The 18,723-nt window shown below is 27.6% G+C and carries 16 protein-coding genes; 5 read left to right on the top strand and 11 right to left on the bottom strand.

Going from position 1 to position 18,723, the window contains the following annotated elements:
* The 3 genes from AVBRAN12642_RS05945 to AVBRAN12642_RS05935 form a co-directional block, all read right to left on the bottom strand.
* Nucleotides 1–1,459: Ig-like domain-containing protein (locus AVBRAN12642_RS05945; protein WP_336608104.1), on the bottom strand; the 1,459-nt coding region annotated here is incomplete at its 3' end.
* Between the two features lie 123 nt (nt 1,460–1,582).
* Nucleotides 1,583–2,542 (bottom strand): tetratricopeptide repeat protein, encoded by a 960-nt coding sequence (locus AVBRAN12642_RS05940; protein ID WP_214117959.1) that lies wholly within the window; start codon nt 2,540–2,542, stop codon nt 1,583–1,585.
* 227 nt (nt 2,543–2,769) lie between these two features.
* Nucleotides 2,770–4,287 carry a phosphoethanolamine transferase gene (locus tag AVBRAN12642_RS05935; RefSeq protein ID WP_336607186.1) on the bottom strand — a complete coding sequence of 506 codons (1,518 nt, stop codon included), beginning with the start codon at nt 4,285–4,287 and terminating at the stop codon, nt 2,770–2,772.
* 57 nt (nt 4,288–4,344) lie between these two features.
* Between AVBRAN12642_RS05935 and AVBRAN12642_RS05930 the strand changes: the two genes are divergently transcribed.
* The 4 genes from AVBRAN12642_RS05930 (at nt 4,345) to nhaA (ending at nt 7,814) form a co-directional block, all read left to right on the top strand.
* On the top strand, nt 4,345–5,103 hold the full coding sequence (locus AVBRAN12642_RS05930) for an exodeoxyribonuclease III (RefSeq protein ID WP_214117957.1): 759 nt from the start codon (nt 4,345–4,347) through the stop codon (nt 5,101–5,103).
* A complete protein-coding gene (locus AVBRAN12642_RS05925; RefSeq protein ID WP_214150058.1) occupies nt 5,093–5,473 on the top strand; it encodes a hypothetical protein in 381 nt (126 codons plus the stop codon). The genes AVBRAN12642_RS05930 and AVBRAN12642_RS05925 overlap by 11 nt, the downstream gene beginning before the upstream one ends.
* Nucleotides 5,474–5,548: 75 nt before the next feature.
* Nucleotides 5,549–6,661 carry a glycerate kinase family protein gene (locus AVBRAN12642_RS05920; RefSeq protein ID WP_336608103.1) on the top strand — a complete coding sequence of 371 codons (1,113 nt, stop codon included), beginning with the start codon at nt 5,549–5,551 and terminating at the stop codon, nt 6,659–6,661.
* A gap of 19 nt (nt 6,662–6,680) precedes the next feature.
* On the top strand, nt 6,681–7,814 hold the full coding sequence (nhaA, locus tag AVBRAN12642_RS05915) for a Na+/H+ antiporter NhaA (protein WP_214117954.1): 1,134 nt from the start codon (nt 6,681–6,683) through the stop codon (nt 7,812–7,814).
* Nucleotides 7,815–7,844: 30 nt separating this feature from the next.
* Here nhaA and hypD read toward each other — a convergent pair whose 3' ends face one another.
* Genes hypD through hypB form a run of 3 tightly spaced genes read right to left on the bottom strand, consistent with a single transcriptional unit; the run spans nt 7,845 to nt 9,827 of the window.
* Nucleotides 7,845–8,930 carry a hydrogenase formation protein HypD gene (hypD, locus tag AVBRAN12642_RS05910; RefSeq protein WP_214120190.1) on the bottom strand — a complete coding sequence of 362 codons (1,086 nt, stop codon included), beginning with the start codon at nt 8,928–8,930 and terminating at the stop codon, nt 7,845–7,847.
* The gene (locus AVBRAN12642_RS05905; RefSeq protein WP_214117952.1) at nt 8,927–9,181 is read right to left on the bottom strand and encodes a HypC/HybG/HupF family hydrogenase formation chaperone; all 255 of its coding nucleotides are present in this window, start codon (nt 9,179–9,181) and stop codon (nt 8,927–8,929) included. The genes hypD and AVBRAN12642_RS05905 overlap by 4 nt, the downstream gene beginning before the upstream one ends.
* 1 nt (nt 9,182) lies before the next feature.
* Nucleotides 9,183–9,827: a hydrogenase nickel incorporation protein HypB gene (gene hypB / locus AVBRAN12642_RS05900; RefSeq protein WP_214117951.1), complete on the bottom strand. Its 645-nt coding sequence runs from the start codon at nt 9,825–9,827 to the stop codon at nt 9,183–9,185.
* Between the two features lie 205 nt (nt 9,828–10,032).
* Between hypB and AVBRAN12642_RS05895 the strand changes: the two genes are divergently transcribed.
* On the top strand, nt 10,033–11,676 hold the full coding sequence (locus AVBRAN12642_RS05895; RefSeq protein ID WP_336608102.1) for an anaerobic C4-dicarboxylate transporter: 1,644 nt from the start codon (nt 10,033–10,035) through the stop codon (nt 11,674–11,676).
* 89 nt (nt 11,677–11,765) lie between these two features.
* Here the strand turns inward: AVBRAN12642_RS05895 and AVBRAN12642_RS05890 are convergent, their stop codons facing one another.
* The 5 genes from AVBRAN12642_RS05890 to AVBRAN12642_RS05870 form a co-directional block, all read right to left on the bottom strand.
* Nucleotides 11,766–12,470 (bottom strand): hypothetical protein, encoded by a 705-nt coding sequence (locus tag AVBRAN12642_RS05890; protein ID WP_336607190.1) that lies wholly within the window; start codon nt 12,468–12,470, stop codon nt 11,766–11,768.
* A gap of 192 nt (nt 12,471–12,662) precedes the next feature.
* Nucleotides 12,663–13,958 (bottom strand): cell envelope integrity protein CreD, encoded by a 1,296-nt coding sequence (gene creD / locus AVBRAN12642_RS05885; RefSeq protein ID WP_214150064.1) that lies wholly within the window; start codon nt 13,956–13,958, stop codon nt 12,663–12,665.
* 164 nt (nt 13,959–14,122) lie between these two features.
* Nucleotides 14,123–15,583 (bottom strand): class I SAM-dependent DNA methyltransferase, encoded by a 1,461-nt coding sequence (locus AVBRAN12642_RS05880; protein WP_336608101.1) that lies wholly within the window; start codon nt 15,581–15,583, stop codon nt 14,123–14,125.
* A gap of 278 nt (nt 15,584–15,861) precedes the next feature.
* Nucleotides 15,862–17,097, bottom strand: coding sequence for a restriction endonuclease subunit S (locus AVBRAN12642_RS05875; RefSeq protein ID WP_336607192.1), 1,236 nt, complete (start codon nt 17,095–17,097; stop codon nt 15,862–15,864).
* Nucleotides 17,094–18,701, bottom strand: a complete 1,608-nt coding sequence (locus tag AVBRAN12642_RS05870) for an ATP-dependent nuclease (RefSeq protein WP_336607193.1) — start codon at nt 18,699–18,701, stop codon at nt 17,094–17,096. Before AVBRAN12642_RS05870 ends, AVBRAN12642_RS05875 begins: the two co-directional genes overlap by 4 nt.
* Nucleotides 18,702–18,723 lie beyond the last annotated feature (22 nt).

Below are 18,723 nucleotides of genomic sequence, written 5' to 3'. Positions count from 1 at the left end.
TATTTTCAGAAGCTGGAACTTCAATAATTGCTGGATTTACACTTGTATTGCCAACTTTATCAGTTGCACTAATTTCTACCTTATCACTAGCATTTGGAATAGTAATTACAAAATTACCATCTTTGTCAGCCGTCGCCTTATCTCCATTAGGAGTTGAAACTACCGCTTCTGGCTCTGTTTTACCTGATACTACTACATTTCCTTCTACAACTTCTACTTTAGTATCTGTTATTACAGGAGCTATATTATCTACACTAAATGAGCTATCTACACTATTATTACCATTCTCAACATGATATTTATATAATAATTCAGCATTTGATAAGTCAAAAGTATAGCTATAATCACCATTAGCATCAGCTGTAACTTTTACAGGGAAATGGATTTGAGCTACATTGTTACCATCTAATGTATAACCAATAACATTTATTGTTACTTCAGAATTAGGTGTAGCTCCACTACCTTTTATAGTAAATTCTGTTCCATTTGTTAATTTACCATCTACAATATTAGAATCTTTATCATATACATTTGCAGTTAAATTTAATGGTTTTTCTTCAGGTTTAACTTCAGGTTGAGTATTATCTTCAGTTTTATCTTCTTCAGGTTTAACTTCTGGAGTTACAACATCTTCAGTTTTATCTTCTTCAGGTTTAACTTCAGGTTGAGTATTATCTTCAGTTTTATCTTCTTCAGGTTCAGTTTTATCTTCTTCAGGTTTTACTTCTGGAGTTACAACATCTTCAGTATTTTCAGTTTTATCTTCTTCAGGTTTAACTTCAGGTTGAGTATTATCTTCAGTTTTATCTTCTTCAGGTTTAACTTCAGGTTGAGTATTGTTTCCTGTATTATTTTCTGGATTTTCAGGAACTACATTGTCATTAGCACCATTATTTCCTGGAATTGTAGGAATTTCGCCATTGTTAGCTTCTCCATTAATTTCAGGTGTTACTTGATTACCTTGTGCTAATAAATCATCAAGATTTGCAGCACCTAAGCCGTTGTTGTTAAAGTTAGTAATAACATTATTATCAACTTCTCTTGATAATACATCTGCATAAACTGTGCTTTCGCTACCTGATTGGTCAAACACAACATCATTTAATGTTCCAGTAGCACTAGCAGCACCAGCTTCACCAGCAGCAGTTGCGTCTAATTCTATTTCTCCATTGTTATTTACTAAGTTATTGATTAAGTTATTGATTTTATCATCAATTGCAGCTTCATTTTCAAAGCTTTCACTTGTTAAAATACTATTATCAATCTTTGCAATATTATCTCCTACAATATGTAAAACTTTGCCACTGCTAAGTTCTATATCAACACTTGTATCTTTTCCGATTGTTCTAATAGTATCATTTAGTGATACTGCATCGCCTACATTTAGTGACTTCTCACCATTACCATTAATAGCCTTTACATCGCCTATTAATTTAATAATTTTTCCAGCTTCCGCCATAATATTTCTCCTTGTTGAATTTCAAAACAAGGTTAATTTAACGAAAATATATAAATTCTATTATTGCCCTTCAGTGCAAAAATATAATTTTTACAAAAAAAGGCAAAAAAAATGTATAAAATATTAATTACAAGCTTTAGTAAAACCTAATTCGCAAGCTTTTTGAAAGAATTTTTTTGATTTAGAAGAATCTGTTTTGATATATGTCTTATCATTATCTTTTAATCCATCTTCATACATATATCCAAGTCTAGAACAAGAATAACCATCGCCAATCTTACAAGATTTTTCATAGTTTTTTATAGCTTTTTCAAAATCATTATTATGTTCTTGTAATACCGCTAAGCTAGCACAAGAATCTTTATCATCTAATTCGCAACCTTGCTCATAATACATTTGAGTTTTTTCTATATTGTTTAAATATCTATAAACATCTCCTATTGACTTGCAAGCTTTATAATTTTTATTATTACACTCTTTATCGCTTAAATCAGAAAAATTAGATATTTTATTATTAACAACTTGGGTAGTTAAATACCAATTTGACACCATCTGACAACCATAATCATCGCCTAAACCACAAGCTCTTAAATAAAAATCAATTCCTTGATTAGGATTTAAATTATTAGCAAGTTCTATACAAGAATTAGCAATTCCACCATTGCAAGCTTTAAATAATTCGTCTTGTTTAAATTCTTTATATTCTTTTTTTTGTAAATAAGCATAATTATCACAAGCTTCATAAATGTCATTCTTACAAGCATTATCTAATAAATCATTAGCTTTTTTTATATCCTTATTAACACCAAGCCCTAGATAATACATTTTTCCAAGACTTCCACAAGCTTTTTTATTATTCAAATCACAAGATTTTTTATAATATTTATAAGCATAAGAATAAGAAATCCCCGTTCCTAATCCAAATTCATTCATCTCTCCTAATCTATAACAAGCATTAGAATTATCTTTATTACATTCTTGTTTAAAATTAGGATAAGCTTTTTTATATTCACCCTTTTCAAACAAACTTTCATTAGCACTTAAAGATACCAAAATACCTAAAGCTAATAATATTTTTCTCATACAATCTCCTTAAAAAATATCAAATAAATTAAAGTAAAAATAATATGTAAAAATCGTAAATATTGAAGAGATTAAAAGGGTTGCATTTAGGAGTATAGTTGAAAAATGATTAACGATTTATTAGCTGCAACCCTTTAAAACAAGGAATGGCGTATTATAACCACACAATTATTAAAATAATATTAAACTAAATAAAAATTTTATAAATATTTTATTTTTTATATTATTTATAAATTATTTTCTAAATCTATGCTAAATAAATCATAGTTTTTCCTATAATCTTTTGTAGAAATATTAAAAAACCCTAATAAAGAACTAAATAAATTATCTTGAGATAGTTTAAAATCAAGTTTATCTTTATTGTTATACTCATAATTAGTCCATAAAATAGCCGGAATTTGAATTTGCTCTTTTGGTGCTAAATAATATGGCATTCCGTGCAAATAAAACCCATTTTCTCCTAAACTTTCTCCGTGATCACTTAGATAAAATAAAGCTTTTTTATCGGCATTATCGGTCTTTAAAACATCAATCAAACTAGCTACTATAAAATCAGTATAAAGCAAGGTGTTATCATAAGTGTTATATAAATTATCTTCGCTACATTCTTGCAATTTATTTGTATTACAAGTTGGAGTAAATTTTTCAAATTCTTTTGGATATCTAAGATAATAACTTGGCCCATGAGAACCTTGCAAATGCACTATTATTAATGTATTTTTATCTTTTTTACTTTTTAATATATTCTTAGTTTCATCAACTAACCATCCATCATAATCTTTACTTTTAATAATAGAATTAATGTCATTACAAACATTTTGACAACCTCCAGAATTATTATCTATCCAACGCACATCAATAAAACGATTTAAAAGATTTAAAACATTCTCATAATTTTCACCTTTTTTAAAATCTACCCTATCATGCAATGAAAACATACAAGGTAAAGATTGAGCAGTGGCAGTCCCGCAAGATGTAAAATTACTAAAATAATTAATATTTAAATTCTTAGTATAAAAATTAGTATCGTTTTTAGCATATCCGCCTAAAGAATAATTTTTTGCCCTTGCAGTTTCTCCTACTACTAAAATAAAAGTTTTGCTCTCATTATCATCTTGAATAGAAGCATCAAGCCCTATTTTTACCATCTCTTCTTTAGGAGTGAATTTTGATTTTGTTATTTTAATAGCAGAATATATTTGATGAAATGGCACATTGTAATATCTTATGTCATCATTAGTTCTAATAAAAGGTATAAAAGTTCTAGAATTAGTAAATACTATGACAAAAATCAATATAGCACTTAAAATAATTGAAACTATTTTAGCTAAATAATAACCTTTTTTTATATTAATAAATTTTAGCAAAATTATTGGTAATACAACGCTTAATAATATAAAAAACACAAAAGATAAAGAAAATAAATCGCTCATTTCTCTTTTGTCTGTTAAAAATACATTAGCTACCATATTTCCATCAATAACTACATTGTAAGTTTTAATAAAATATATACTAAATCCAGTGCATATTATTAAAATAATAGAACAAATATAAGCCAAAATTCTAAAAAAACATAATATATTAACAACTAAAAATATCAATGTAAAATATATAATATTTACTATTGTAAAAAAATAAATATCACTTATTTTATTACTCAAAAATGCAAGCATAGAAAAATAATTCAAAGCAATTATATATGCACTTAAAACAAAATTAAATAAAATTGGATTTATCTTTAACATTTACTACCTTTTTGTATAGTTTTTATCATTATAAATAACTTAATTTAAGGAATAGTTTTGAGATTAATTTCGTGGAATGTAAATGGTTTAAGAGCAATTTGTGATAAAGATGGGTTTTCGTTTTTAGAAAAATACCCTACTGATTTTTTAGGTATTCAAGAGATAAAAGCAACACCTGATAAATTTCCAAAAGATATAAACAATTTAGGCTTTAAAGATATTAAATCAAATTCAGCAAAAAGAGCTGGATATTCTGGTGTTATGAGCTTTTTAAATTTTGAATGCGAGAGTAGATTTGCCCAATTTTTTCCTGATGATGAAGGAAGAGTTTTAGAGCATAGTTTTAAAGATATTGTTTTGTTTAATATATATTTTCCAAACGGACAAAGCGGTGATGAAAGATTAGATTATAAAATGAAATTCTATGATGATTTTTTAGAATATTTAAAAAAATTATTATTAGAAGGTAAAAAAATCATAATTTGTGGAGATGTAAATACAGCACACCGCCCAATAGATTTAACTCACCCAAAAGCTAATGAAAAAACAAGTGGATTTTTACCAATTGAGCGTGAGTGGATTGATAGATTGCTTGATGCTGGATTTGTTGATACATTTAGATATATAAACGGAGATATTCCTGAAAAATATTCGTGGTGGAGCTATCGTGCAGCTGCTAGAAATAGAAATGTTGGTTGGAGAATTGATTATTTTTTCATATCAAATAATCTTACCCCTTATTTAAAAGACGCCTTTATATTAAGCGATGTAATGGGCTCTGATCATTGTCCTGTTGGTATTGATATTGAAATCTAAAATAAATGAGTTTTTAAATTCTAACAATATTTGCGTAGTTTCTACAAACGAGCCTTATTCGGCTACTTTGTTTTATAAATTTGATGAGATTAATGAAGCATTGCTTTTTATCTCATCGCCTACTTCAAGGCATATTAAATTAGATGAATTATTAAGTGCAGCAATTTATACAAACAATCCAATTAAAGGTGTTCAAATAATAGGAAAATTATTATTAGCAAATGAAACCCAAAAAAGGCTTTATTTAAATACATATAAAGCTGCTAATTTTGCACTAAATCACAAAATTTATGCGTTAAAGCTCAAATATTTAAAATACACAGATAATACCCTAATGCTACCTAAAAAAACGGAGATTTTTTATGAATGAATTTATACTTGATATAAGTGCTACTTTATTTTTTAGTTTTTTACTAATTTATTTTGTAATTAAAAGGATAAAAAAATGAAAGCATTAATTATTTGTGATAGCTTTAAAGGCTCTCTTAGTTCAAAACAAGCAAACGAAGCTATCAAAAAATCTTGCGATAAATTAAATATAAACTCAATTCAACTAGCTATTTCTGATGGTGGAGAAGGTTTTTTAGAAAGTATAAATGATAAAATCAATGCTACAAAACTCTATTTAAACTTAAAAAATGCTTATGGTATTAGAGATTATAAGGGTTATTATCTTTTAAAAGAAAATAAAGCATATTTTGAAATGGCAGAATTTGCAGGATTAATCGCTCTTAATGAAAATGAAAAAAATCCTTGCAAAACTAGCACAATTTCACTAGGTATTGCCATAAAAGACGCTATTAATAATGGTGCAAATGAGTTTATAATAGGCATTGGTGGCTCGGCTACAAATGATGCTGGAATAGGAATGCTAAGTGCTTTAGGATACGAATTTTTAGATGAATTTGAAAATATTTTAAAACCTATCGGAGAAAATCTAATAAAAATTGCAAAAATAAATGATAAAAATGTATTAAAAGAGCTTAAAAACTGCAGCTTTAAAATAGCTTGTGATGTGAAAAATCCACTATATGGAGAAAATGGTGCAGCGTATGTCTATGCAAGGCAAAAAGGTGCAAATGATGATGAAATTAAAATGCTTGATTTGGGTTTAAAAAATTTTGCAAAAGTTTGTGAAAAATATTTAACTAAAGATTATTCACAATTTCAAGGTTGTGGTGCTGCTGGTGGGCTTGGATTTGGCTTTAAAGCATTTTTAAATGCAGAATTTGAAAGTGGATTTTCATATATTAAAAACCTTTTAAATCTTGAAGAATTAATTAAAAACTCTGATTTAATAATAACAGGAGAAGGTGCTTTTGATAATCAAAGTTTGATGGGAAAAGTAATCGGAGAAATTAATCAAATTTGTAAAATTTATGATAAAAAATTAATAATATTTTGTGGTTTAAATAATAGTGATTTTAAAAATTGCTTTTCTTTAACAAAAGCATTTTCTAATAAAACAAAAAATGAATTAATGCAAAATAGCATTGCCTATCAATGCTTAAATGAGCTTTCGTTTAATGTATTGCAAACTTTTCTTGCTAAAAAATAATTTTTAACAAGGAGATATTATGCTTAAAAAAATTATAACTCACGAGCTTTTTGCTCCAATTTTATTGATTTTTATGACTATACTTGCTTTAGCTCTTAAAAATTCAAATCTAAACACTTATTATGAACTCATTACTAATTATAAAGCAGGTGTGATTTTTGGAGATTTAAACCTTATAAAACCACTTACTTTATGGGTAAATGATGGGCTTATGGCTATATTTTTCTTTTGGGTTGGATTAGAAGTTAAAAAAGAAATCCTAATAGGAGAATTAAGCAATATAAAAGCTGCTAGTTTGCCACTAATTGCAGCACTTGGCGGAGTAATTGTCCCTGCTATAATTTATAGTTTAATTAATATAAACGATAGTTTTGCTTTACAAGGCTTTGCAATACCGACTGCAACTGATATTGCTTTTGCTTTAGGAGTTTTATTATTACTTGGAAATAAAATTCCAAAATCTTTAACAATATTTTTACTAAGCCTTGCAATATTTGATGATGTTGCTGCAATTATTATAATCGCTTTATTTTATACAAATGAGCTAAGTATTTTAAGTCTTAGCCTTGCTACTTGTGGTTTAGCTATTTTGCTATTATTAAATTATTTGCATATTTGCATAAAAAGCCTTTATGTGATTATTGGTGCATTTATTTGGGTTTGCGTTCTTAAAAGTGGAGTTCATGCAACTTTAGCTGGTATGGCGTGTGCGTTTTTTATACCATTAAACACTAAAGATAATAAAGAATTTTTAGAACACATAATGCACGATTTAACACCTTATATAAATTATTTTATATTGCCTTTATTTGCTTTATTTAATGCTGGAGTTTTGATTAATGGTCTTAATTTAAATGATTTTAATGCAGTATTTTTTGGAGTATTTTTAGGTCTATTTTTAGGCAAACAATTAGGTGTATTTAGCTTTTGCTTAATTGCTAGTAAATTTGGCTTTAAATTACCATCAAATAAAGTTCAATTATACGGGGTTTGCATACTAACAGGTATTGGTTTTACTATGAGCTTTTTTATAAACACTCTTGTATTTGAAAATAATCCTGAATTATTTAATAGCGCAAAATTAGCAATACTTAGTGCTTCTTTTGTATCAGCTGTATTAGGCTATATTTGGCTAAGATTTATAAGCAAATAATCATATTAACTCCTATAAAAAGGAGTTAATTTAAATTCTATTGTATTTATAATAAGCAGCACAAGCACCTTCACTACTTACCATACAACTTCCTATTGGATTATTAGGCGTGCATAAATTACCAAAAACTTTACAATCAGTTGGCTTTGCAAGTCCTTTTAAAATCTTAGGGCATAGACAGGCTTTGTTTTCTGCTTTTGTATTTGTTTTTATATCAAATACTTTTTTTGCGTTTATATAATCATATTCATCTTTTAGCTCCAAACCGCCATTACTAATAACACCTAAGCCACGGAATTCAAAATCATCACGCCTAAAGTATTTTTCAATTAATTCTTTAGCTTTTTCATTACCATTTTTACTAACTAATCTTGAATACTCATTATAAACATTATGAGTTTTATTCTTAAATTGTAAGCTTAAATTTAATAGCGAGTGCATTAAATCAACAGGCTCAAAACCACTTATAGCAAATGGTTTTTTATAAGTATTAGCCATATTTAAATATGCGTTTTCTCCTATTATCACGCTTACATGTGATGGGGCTAAAAAGCCATCAATATTACAATCTTTATCATTTAATAAGGCTTCAACAGGCTCAGGAACTCTTACATGATTTATATGAAAAAATACATTTTTAAGCCCCATTTCAAGCACTTTTTCAATCAAAACCGCACTCATAGGAGTAGTAGTTTCAAAACCTATTGCAAAAAATATAATCTTTTTATCTTTATTTTCATTTGCGATTTTTAATACTTCTAGTGGACTATAAAGCGCTCTAATATCCTTGCCTTGTGCTCTTAATTTTTCTAAACTCGTATTACTAGCAGGAACTTTAATCAAATCAGCAAGTGTGCAAAAAATAGCACCTTCCATACTTGCTAAAAAAATAGCTTCATCAAGCCTACTTTTTGGCATTACACAAACAGGACAACCTGGCCCATGAATAAAGTTAATATTAGGCAAAAGAGAAGGGATTGAGTATTTTATAAGTGAATGCGTGTGCCCGCCACAAATCTCCATTACATTATAAACCCTATCAAGCTTAACATTATTAATTAGTTTTTTTAAATTATTAATAATATTTGCGTCTTTATATTCTTTTATGTAATTCATAAAAACCTACTTTCAATCTCTTCGCTACCTATCTCATCTGCAATTTGCTTATATAATTCTAAGCTTTCTTTAGCAGCTGCTTCATCAATTTTTTGCATAGCAAAACCAACATGAATTAATACAAAATCTCCCACATTAACCTGCTCAGGTATCAAATCAAGGCTAACCCCACGCTTAATCCCTAAAGTATCAACCTGTGCAAAATTATTTTCATCAACACTTAAAACTTTTGATGGTATAGATAAACACATATTAACTCCTTAAAGATTTAAAATATTCACAAAGTTCGGCAATTCCTTCGCCTGTAGTGCTACTTACACAAAAGATTTTTACATTTGGATTTAATTTTTTTGCTTCTTGTGTGATAGTTTCTAGGCTAAAATCAAAATATTTTGCTATATCCATTTTAGTTAATACTATCACATCAGCTCTTTTAAACATAACAGGATATTTTGCTACTTTATCACTTCCTTCAGGACTTGATAAAAGCACAACATTTAAATTCTCGCCCAATTTATATGATGCAGGGCATACTAAGTTGCCTATATTTTCTATTACACAAAACTCTGAATTACTAATATCAAGATTTTTTAGAGCTAAATCTATCATTTTTGCGTCTAAATGACAGCTTTGACCTGTGCTTATTTGATATGCTTTAGCACCTGCTTTGATAATCCTATCAGCGTCCTTATTAGTCTCTAAATCCCCTTCAATTACGCATAATTTTAATAAATTATTTTTTATAATATACTCAAGTAGAGTGGTTTTACCACTACCAGGAGAGCTCATAAAATTAAGGCAATATAAATTAGATTTTTTAAAAAACTCTTGATTGATTTTTGCTTGATTTTCGTTTTCAGCCATAATTTTTGCTTTTGCTTCAATGATTACTTTCATTACCTACTCCTTAAATTTTTCACATTTTACTAAGTAAAAGTATTTACAATGGCAACAAAAATCATTTTATAAATAATAGACCAAATTCTAAGTAAAAATTTAATACTAATATTTAAATTAATTAAAACTTAATTTTTAAAATTAATTTAAATATTTAACTTTTAAATATAAAATTTATCAATTTTTTTTAATTAAAGGATAAAAAATGGATATTCTTATGAATTTACCTAATTCTTTACAATTTGCTATACAACTAGCTATTGTATGTATTTGCCTATTTTATGGCTCAAAAAAAGGTGGAATTACTCTTGGAATGTTAGGTGGCGTTGGGCTTATTGTGATGATTTTTGGCTTTGGTGTAAAACCAGGAAAACCAGCAATTGATGTTATGCTAACTATTTTAGCAGTTGTTGTGGCTAGCGCAACACTTCAAACCAGTGGTGGTCTTGATGTAATGCTTCAAATAGCTGAAAAAATTCTTAGAAAAAATCCAAAATATATTAGTATTTTAGCTCCAATTACAACTTGCACCCTAACAATTCTTTGTGGCACAGGGCATGTTGTTTATACAATTTTACCTATTGTATATGACATAGCTATTAAAAACAATATTAGACCTGAAAGACCGATGGCAGCAAGTAGTGTTTCAGCACAACTTGGAATAATTGCTAGCCCAGTATCAGTGGCTGTAGTAACTCTAACAGCATTTATTATTAATAGTAATCATCACTTAGCAGGATTTGATGGATATTTGGACTTACTTAAAATTACAATACCATCAACTTATTTAGGAGTGTTTTGCGTTGGAATATTTAGCTGGTTTAGAGGTAAAGATTTAGATAAAGATAGTGAATTTCAAGAAAAAATTAAAGATGAAGAATTTAAAAAATATGTTTATGGTAGTGGGTGCAAATCATTAATAGGTGAAAAATTACCTAATAGTGCTTGGTTATCAATGTGGATATTTTTAGGCGCTATTGCCTTAGTTGCTATTTTAGGATATTTTTCAAATCTACGACCTGCATTTAACATAAAAGTTGATTCAGCAAGTATTTTAATCGTAGATAATAATGCTAAAACAATGAAAGAAATACCTATTAAGAATTCAAATCTCATAATTACTTATAATGAATTAAATAAAACTATTAAAGATGGTAAAGTAAAAAACACGAAAGAAAATATAAAAGCAATTAGCATTGATAATAATCTACAAATAACACAAGAAAATAACTATGTAATTATTAATAATGAAAAATTTGAAAATGCAAAAATTATTTTTAGCGATAAAAAAGAACAAGCAAAACCTTTAGGAATGGTTGAAGTAATTCAAATTTTTATGCTTTTGGCAGGTTCATTAATAATAATCTTTACAAAAACTAATGCAAATAATATTTCAAAAAGTGAGATATTTAAATCTGGAATGGTTGCTCTTGTGGCTGTATTTGGAATCTCTTGGATGGCTGATAGTATGGTTGCAACACATACTCAAATGATAAAAGATAGCTTAGGAAATATATTAAGCGAATATCCTTGGACTTACACAATAGTTTTAATAATAATTTCTAAATTAGTAAATTCTCAAGCAGCTGCACTTGTAGCGTTTGTGCCACTAGCTTTAAATATAGGAGTTAATCCAGCTGTTATTTTAGCATTCGCACCAGCTTGTTATGGCTATTTTATTTTGCCAACATATCCAAGTGATTTAGCAGCTATTCAATTTGATAGAAGCGGAACAACTCGTATAGGAAGATTTGTAATAAATCATAGTTTTATTATTCCTGGTTTTATAGGTGTTATTACTTCAAGTATCTTTGGATATTTTCTTGCGAGTTTTTATGGTTACTTATAAATTTTGCCCTATTTTAGGGCAAAATTAAGATTTTAATTTGCCAATATTTAACTAGAATTTAAAATATTATTTTCCAATAAAGCTATAATTTAAAACCTAGAAACTATAATCTCAATTATCTTATCATCTTCTAATTCAAGCCTAATGCTAACACTTTTGCCCAAAAGTATTTTAGTAAAATAAAAATATTCATTTTTCATTTTAAATTCTAACTGGCTTAAAGTCTTTTGTATCTCATCATAACTTTTGCCTTTTATATCATTATTTATATCATCTAATATGCTTTTATCAAGCACAAGGCAAACTCTTTCAAGGTTACTACACTTTAAATTTGATTTTAAAATCCTTGTTATGAGCTCATTGGGTTGTTTTAAAAAATCATCATAATACCACCAAGCATAAAGCATAGCCAAAGTTAAAGCTAAGTATTTTTTAAAATAAACATTATAGTTTTTTCTAGCAGTATATAAATATACAAAGCCAAATATCGCAAATGGCACGAGATTTTTAAGAGTATCAATGCTCTTATAAACGCTTTTATCATAAAGACAAAAATTATAAATAATCTTAGCAAGGCAAACACACGATATAAAAAGCGAAATATGTCTTAAAAGTAAATAAAACTTATCTTGCAAGATTATCTTACTATCCAAATCATCTTGAGATAGTAAAAGATAAATCCTAGAAAAAAGAAAAGCAAATATAAAGCAAGGAATATAACTAAAATCTCCTATATAAAATGGTATAAAAAACAAAAACCAAGCTAGATAAAAAAGCGTATTTTTAAAAATCACATTAGCTTTTGCTAAAAACCTTTTAAAGCCATTTTGTTATCCTTAAAAGCAAAAATATTTAAATTTAAAAATCACTAAAAATAAAATTGAAATTCCTAATTTAAATTCCTTTTAAAATATCTTGAAAATACATTAAATTTTAACGGAATTTAAAATCGGAATTTCAATATTTTTTATCCTTTAATATCCTAATTATTCAGCCTTTTTATCCAAAAAATTATCAATATTTTTTGTAATATACATAAGAACATATAAAACTATCATTATAAGAATTGTTCCTGTAATTAGTGCGAATTGCTCCATTTGAAGCACAGAAAATAATACTGCATAAACACCGCCTAAAAATAGTAGCATTCCAAAACCAAATTTTTTGCTATTTGTAAGAGCTTTTATATAAAGTGCGTTTGGTATTACGACCATTAATGTAGCGATAATATAGGCAAGTTCAAAACTAAAATATTCTGACATTGAAAGCAAAACTAAATAAAACAAAGTTAGCGAAAATCCAACAACTCCGTATTGGATATAATGAGTTGGTTTTTTGCCTAAAATTTCAAAAACATAAACCACAAATAAGCTAAGCATTATAAATAATATGCCGTATTTAGCAGCTCTTATTACTTGTCTGTAATGAGTAATGCCTTCGTATAGATTAATACCGATTAGATTATCATTTAGATAATGATTTGAATTATTTATAGCTTTTTGATAATTCATAGTAAATGGCATAATTTCATATTTTGCGTTAAAGCCGTTATTATCAAGATTTTTACTAACAGGCAATGTCCCATAAAAACTAGGCTTACTTTCTTTTGAATTAATATCTAAGGTATTCTTTTGCGCTAAAGGAAGTATCTCTATACCTTTTGAGCCCCTTAATGTGAAAGAAATTTCAAAAGGTGTATTATTTTTCAACATATTTTTATTAATTAGTGATGAAATTCCATATCTTAAATGAGAATTTTTACTATTTGTCCCTGCATTTGGTTTTAAATCAATGCTATTTAGTTTAAAAGTTGAGATATTTACTAATGATTTTGCATCTAATAAACCTAAAGATAAATAAATTTCATCAAAGTCTTGCGGTAATTTTTCATCTAAATCAGCAAAATTACCACCAATGCTAATATTTGCGTTATAAACACTAGCTTTATATATTCCTTTTTGTCTAACCTCATCTAAAATATCAATTTTTACATCAATTTGGCTTGGAATTATGATTTTTTCGTAAGGGACTTTTTGCGTAATCGTATTGCCTTCTTCATCTTTTATATTTTGTTCTTTAGTGCCATTTATTACTAGAAAAATCCCGTGTATTGTTTGCTTTTGACCCCATTCATTACCTAGAGTATCAACCATATTTTCATAAGTATCATTTCTCTCATTTATTATTCCGTTTATAAAAAACAATGGTATTTGAAGTAATATTGCAAGTAAAAATATAAAACCTACTTTTTTAGTTATTGAATTAGATGGTATTTTAATCATTTTATTTCCTTTTAATTTTTAAAATATTTATCATATACAAAATAAGCTTAAATTACAAATACCAAACGAAATTCCTATTTTAAATTCCACTGCAAATAATTAAAATTTATATTTATTAAAATCACTAAACGATTTTTTTCGTTTATTATATTTTTCCACAAAGCTTAAATACCTAGCTTTTTTAAAAGTTCGCTTGATTTTGCTAGGTTTTTGCTAAGTGAGTTTAGAATTTCATCTACGCTGCTTAGCTCTTTTTCTTCTTTTATGTTTGGATTTTTTGCACTTAAATCGTAGTTTTTAAGAGCAAGTTCGCTTTTGCTTACTAGCCATGAGTTTTCAGTGATTTTACGCTCCTTAACACAAGCTAAAAAATCTTTAAAATGCTCATACTCTAAAGGCTTATTTTTAGTTAGTTTATAAGGTGGTATTAGCTCATAATAATATACCTCATCACTATCATTTAAAAACCTTTTACCAAGCGAGAAAAACAGCACATTAGTTTTAACAGCACTATAAGGCAAAAATACCTCACTAGGAAGGCTTAAAACGCACTCCAAATTATACTCATTTACCAAATCTTGCTTTACACTTGTAAAGGCGTTTGAGTTTTGAAACAGCACTCCTTCAGGCACTACCACAGCACATCTGCCGTTTATTTTAAGGCTTTTTAGGATATGTTGTAAAAATAGTAGCTCTGTGGCGTTTGATTTTACTAAAAAGTTGTTTTGGATTTGCTCTTTTTCTTTGCCACCAAATGGTGGATTTGCTAGGATTATTTCATATCTATCATCTTCACTTATGTCGGTGATTTTTTTATTTAGGGTGTTTGTTTTAATGATATTTGGGGATTTTATGCCGTGCAAAATCATATTCATCACACCCATTGCATAGCTTAGTGGGGTCTTTTCTTTGCCGTGCAAGGCGTCATTTTGTATAAAATCTATCTCATCATTGCTAAGGCTTGTTTTATCTCTCATCACATGCAAAAAGCTCTCACACAAAAACCCACAACTACCACAGGCAGGGTCATACACACGCTCATTTGCCTTTGGGTCTATCACTTCAACGATAGCTTTTATAAGTGGTCTTGGGGTGTAAAACTCCCCACTATTTCCCCCATCACTCCCCATATCTTTTAGCAGTTTTTCATACACTAGGCTTAGTGCAAACACATCATCATCTTTACTAAAGTTACATTCATCAATGATATTTATGATATCTCTTAAAGTTTGTTCATTAACTATTCTATTATTTATGCCTTCAAAAATACCGCCGATTTTATACTCAATGCTTTTAAAATCATCGTTATTTTTAAAGCTTTTTAGATAGACAAAAAGCTCATTATTTACAAACTTAGTCAAATCATCACCGCTTAGGGCGTTTTTGATATCTAGTGTGCCATCTTCTTTTTTAGGTGCTGCCCAACTACTCCACGCAAATTTGCTATCAAGTATGCTTACATACTCCTTATCATCATAAAACGCCTTTTCTTCAAGCTCTTTTTCATAATCATCTAAAAATTTTAAAAATAGTATCCAACTAATTTGCTCCGTATAATGCATAGCCCCACTTATGCCATCATCACGCCTTAAAATGTCTGTTATTTGGTCTATTTTGTTTTGCATTTTTGTCCTTTTATATCTTTTTGATATGTTAAATTTTTTAACATATTAAGCTTAGAATTTATTTCGTGTATTTTAAATCTTTGCTGTTTTAAAATTTATGTATTTTACACTTATTTTAAAGCCAAAACACCTAAAACACACAAATCCACTTAAAAAAGCATAAATCCTAAAAAGTCTAATTTTTAGCATAGAAATTCTAAGACTTATCCAACCACCGAGTAATGCTCGGTAGTTACCAACAAACGAAATTTAAACTAAATTACGGATCTAAATTCCACTCACAACCCACCCTTAAAGGCTAAGTCTAATAAACTTTCTTTTAACTCTTCATAATCTTTTAGCCTTTTTGCATAAAGCTCTTTTAGTTCTTTTATGGTCTTTGCTTTGCTCTCTAGCTCTTTTGCGATACGCTCTTGCTCTTTTAATGGTGGCAACGGGATTTGAATATTAAATATATCCTTATCCGATACTGCTGGATATTGTGCTCCTTTAATAAATCTAGCTACAAAATCCGTTACATAATCACTAAGTAAAAAATAAAAAATATATTTTTTGACATCTTTTTTAGCTCTTATAATACAAAAACCCGTAGAAGCTATGGGGTTATAATATTCTTGATTAACCATAGCTATATTTTTAAGATTTGGTCTAGTGGTGGCATATAAAATATCTCCAAATTTTACTTGCCTTTTAGCTCTGCTTGGAGCTTGTGTGCTATTGATTTTCTTGTAATCTAAAATCATAAAATTTTTATTATCTATTGATGAAATATCTATGTAAGAAATATCATCGTTAAAATCTTTGAGATTTGCATTTTTTGTTTTTTCGCAAATATCCCCAAGTTTTTCCCATTTCCAAGTGGGTGGGAGTGTGTAGGTGTCGTTGTCTAGCTTTGATTTTAGGGGGTTAAAACTATCATTTAGGATACTTTGCCACAACTCATCAAGGCTTAGCAAATCAGCTTTTACTAGCCTTATACTCTCATCAATACTTGCAAATTTTTCATCAAGTATCTTTACAATTTTCCTTTGCTCTTCAAGTGATGGCAATGTGATTTGAAATTCTTCCAAATCTTTAAATCTTAGATTGTTAATATTAGACCCTTTTGAAACCCCTTGAATATATTTATGATATTCAAAACTTTTAAAATAATATGATAAAAAATAAGGATTTAAGCTTTCATCTGTTGCCCTAAAAACTCCACAAAAAGCACCAAAAGAAAAGTCATTTAAATCTTTTAATATAATGTTTTTACCTACAATATGCTTACTACCACTACTCATAGCAAATAAAATATCATTATCTTGAATAATTTTATTTTCTGCTAATTCTTTAGGGACTATTTGAAGTTCATCTAAATTTAATTGGCTTTGAATGTTGTTAGCTCTTAATAAAAATACAGAATTTTCATCTTTTTCGTTAAGTAGTTGTTCTTTTTTATATGAAACTCCCCTTATAAATATACCTAAATCTTTAAGCTTTTTAACTTCCCAACCATTCGGTAATTTTGTCATTTATTACCTTTTTTAAGCTCATTACTCAAATCTTGTTTAAACTGTTTAAATAACTCATCTTCTTGCAACTTTGATATTATTTTATTGATAATGTATTGTTGCGGAGTTATGTCTTTTGTATTTAAATGTTTATCATTTACATAAGAAACTATTGCACCAAATATGCGTTTTGCTATTTCTTTGCTTTCTTTGGCTTTTTCTTTTTCTCTAGATAACTTATGATATTCATCACATGATTCTTTTATGGTTTTTTCTTCGTTATTATATTTTAACTTATGAGTTTTTAAATTTTCTAGATGATTACCATCTATTTCATTATAAAACATTTCATCTTTTATAAGTTGTTTCACTAGCTCTTTTTCAACATCTTCTATAGGTAAAAATAAAAAATCATTTTTATTGCTTCCTTTATCACGTTGGTCTCCATCTTTTATTGGTATAACTTTCGCTGTTCCATAAATATTATTTTTATTATGTTTATCTAGCATATTTTTCACTTGACCTTCGCCACCTACAGGTATAACTATAGTTTTCCTTCCTATGATACTTACCATATTATGTAATATAGCATTTACAAACATTTCAGCTAAATCATCCTCGACAAGTACAACATAATCATAACAATTAAATTGATAAAGCTCGGAATTTATCATTCCTGGATATGTTGGAGTTGAATATGTTTGATTGTTAAAATAATATATATCATTAGGATTAATATGATTAATTGCTACAAGCGAGTGTGTTGCAAGTATAAATAAAATATTATATTTCTTAGCAAATATTTTTAGCCTTTTTAAAAATCTTTGCTGTGCTAATGGACTTAACCCTAGCTCAAATTCATCTATCACTATGAGCTTACATTCTTTATTATCTGTTATATAAAAAGATATTATTTTTAAAATTGATAATAAAAAATATTCACCAGTACTAAAATCAAATTCTCTGATTATATTACCATTATGCTCTATATAATAAATAATTTTTATATTTTTATTATTTTGTTTTAAATTATCACTTTTAAAATTGCTATCAAACTTATATAATAAATCAAAATTTAAATTACTAAAATAACCATCTTTACAATCTTCCTTGTCATTTATTATATATTCTAAATTTTCTATAATAAAGTCTAATTTTTCTTTTGTTTTTTTATATGTATTTACTAGATTATCTTTGTCGTTTGGTTCTTTAAATTTTTTATACATATTAGATTTAAAATTGTTTTTATTTTTTAAATGTTCAAATCTCACACCAGATAAAATTGATAATTCAAAAAAACCTTTAATTTTTTTTATTGGTTTTGTTGAAGTTTTACTCCATTGTGATTTTTTCTCCCATACTTCTTCCTCATTACCACAACTTGATATATATGTTATTTTTGCTTCTTTATGTCTTCCTTTAAAATTAGATGATAAACTAGTTTTGTTATCGGCAAAAAAATTATCTTTATCTTTTCTTATAAAAATACCAATACAAGTCAATAATGTTGATTTACCACTTGCATTATCACCTATAAATAATTTAACACCACTTTCTATATTTAAATCAAAAGTCATTTCTTTTACTTTTCTAACATTCTCTATTTTTATACGATATTGCTGCATATTTTCTCCTTATAAAAATAAA

This window comes from Campylobacter sp. RM12642 (assembly GCF_020137635.1).
Taxonomy (GTDB): domain Bacteria; phylum Campylobacterota; class Campylobacteria; order Campylobacterales; family Campylobacteraceae; genus Campylobacter_E.
The sequence above is the reverse complement of the archived record's forward strand: the minus strand, read 5'-3'. Positions and strand labels throughout refer to the sequence as shown.

Excerpts from the sequence above, each read along its gene's own strand:
- AVBRAN12642_RS05940 (WP_214117959.1), bottom strand. The coding sequence starts at position 2,542 with ATGAGAAAAATATTATTAGCTTTAGGTATTTTGGTATCTTTAAGTGCT.
- AVBRAN12642_RS05935 (WP_336607186.1), bottom strand. The coding sequence starts at position 4,287 with ATGTTAAAGATAAATCCAATTTTATTTAATTTTGTTTTAAGTGCATAT.
- AVBRAN12642_RS05920 (WP_336608103.1), top strand. The coding sequence starts at position 5,549 with ATGAAAGCATTAATTATTTGTGATAGCTTTAAAGGCTCTCTTAGTTCA.
- nhaA (WP_214117954.1), top strand. The coding sequence starts at position 6,681 with ATGCTTAAAAAAATTATAACTCACGAGCTTTTTGCTCCAATTTTATTG.
- hypD (WP_214120190.1), bottom strand. The coding sequence starts at position 8,930 with ATGAATTACATAAAAGAATATAAAGACGCAAATATTATTAATAATTTA.
- AVBRAN12642_RS05905 (WP_214117952.1), bottom strand. The coding sequence starts at position 9,181 with ATGTGTTTATCTATACCATCAAAAGTTTTAAGTGTTGATGAAAATAAT.
- hypB (WP_214117951.1), bottom strand. The coding sequence starts at position 9,827 with ATGAAAGTAATCATTGAAGCAAAAGCAAAAATTATGGCTGAAAACGAA.
- AVBRAN12642_RS05895 (WP_336608102.1), top strand. The coding sequence starts at position 10,033 with ATGGATATTCTTATGAATTTACCTAATTCTTTACAATTTGCTATACAA.
- creD (WP_214150064.1), bottom strand. The coding sequence starts at position 13,958 with ATGATTAAAATACCATCTAATTCAATAACTAAAAAAGTAGGTTTTATA.
- AVBRAN12642_RS05880 (WP_336608101.1), bottom strand. The coding sequence starts at position 15,583 with ATGCAAAACAAAATAGACCAAATAACAGACATTTTAAGGCGTGATGAT.
- AVBRAN12642_RS05875 (WP_336607192.1), bottom strand. The coding sequence starts at position 17,097 with ATGACAAAATTACCGAATGGTTGGGAAGTTAAAAAGCTTAAAGATTTA.
- AVBRAN12642_RS05870 (WP_336607193.1), bottom strand. The coding sequence starts at position 18,701 with ATGCAGCAATATCGTATAAAAATAGAGAATGTTAGAAAAGTAAAAGAA.